The 1,552-nt window shown below is 37.4% G+C and carries 1 pseudogene; it reads left to right on the top strand.

From position 1 onward, the window contains the following. Window positions 1–43: 43 nt before the first annotated feature. A pseudogene (locus EKL98_RS15685) lies at window positions 44–1,552 on the top strand (efflux RND transporter permease subunit); the annotation flags it as partial.

Below are 1,552 nucleotides of genomic sequence, written 5' to 3'. Positions count from 1 at the left end.
AAATTCCAAAGAGAAATAAAAAACAACTTACGATCGCGAAAAAGGACATGAAGTGGTAATGCTTAGTGTGAAAAAACGTTCGGGTAAAAATATGATTTCGGCTATCGAACAGGTGAAAGAACGAGTAGAAAAAGCGAAAGCTTCCTATTTGCCCAAAAACTTGAAAATTGAAATGACAAACGACCAATCTTCTCGTGTAGAACATCAGGTGGATGAATTGTCGAATCATATTATTTTCGGGATTATTCTGGTAATGATTGTGTTGATGTTTACAATGGGACTTAGAAATTCCTTGTTCGTAGGAGCAGCAATTCCGTTATCGATGATGATTGCTTTTGCTATACTTTCGGCTTTAGGGTTAACGTTGAACACGATGGTATTGTTCGGATTAGTAATGGGATTAGGAATGCTAGTCGATGATGGAATTGTGGTGGTCGACAACGTTTTTGCCAATATGAAAAAAGGAATGGATCGGGTTACGGCTTCAAAAGTGGGTATTGGCGAAATCGCTTGGCCCGTAATTTCATCGACAGCTACCACCTTGATGGCGTTTTTACCTTTTGCCTTATGGCCAGGAACTATGGGTAAATTTATGAAATATTTCCCAATGACTTTGACCGTAACACTTACCGCTTCGCTATTTGTGGCGATGGTTGTCAATGCAGCAATGACGGGAGGTTCGATGGATATAGAAGATAGAAATATTTCTAAAAAGAACCTAAAATTCTATACTATTCTATTTTTGGCATTCGGAATATTTTTGGCTTTTATTGGGTCGAAATATACGTATGATAGTAAATTGATGAGAGGAATTGGACATTTATTGTTGATTGCTACTGGTTTAATGTGGTTGTATTTTCTTAAATTGTACCAATGGACACAAGATTTTCAACATAGCTTTTTCCCGAGAATGGAAGAAAAATACAAAGTGTTTTTAGCAAAAATCCTAACCCAAAAGAATTCTTGGATTGCCTTAGTGTCAATTATTGGAATGTTGTTTTTCTCTTTTGTTTTACTAGGTGTTTTCCCAAGAAAAGTATTGTTTTTCCCGGACAACATCCCGAATCAAGTAATTGCTTACATCGAATATCCACAAGGAACTTCGATAGAGAAAACGAACAAAGCGACCTTGTTTGTCGAAAATCAAATCATTGGAATTTTACAAAAATATGTTGACCCCAAAACCGATAAAAACTTCCTGGCAGAAAGTATCGTTTCTCAGGTGGGAATTGGCGCTGGAAATCCAAATGTAGATGCAGGTTCCGCTTCGGAAACGCCATTTAAAGGAAAAGTAACGGTAAGTTTCTCGGAATTCAAATTCCGTGAAGAAGTGAAAACCGAAGTCGTTTTAGAAGAAATTCGTTCTAAAGTGAAAGCCATTGCCGGCGCCACAATTACGGTCGAAAAAGATGCCAATGGCCCACCAGCCGGTTATCCTATTAGCATCGAATTGAAAGGAGAAGATTATGATTTGATGTTGAAAGAAGCCGATAAAATGATTGCTTTTGTCAATTCGAAAAACATTCCTGGAATCGAAAAATTGAGTATTGAC

The organism is Flavobacterium bomense (assembly GCF_003970355.1).
The sequence above is the reverse complement of the archived record's forward strand: the minus strand, read 5'-3'. Positions and strand labels throughout refer to the sequence as shown.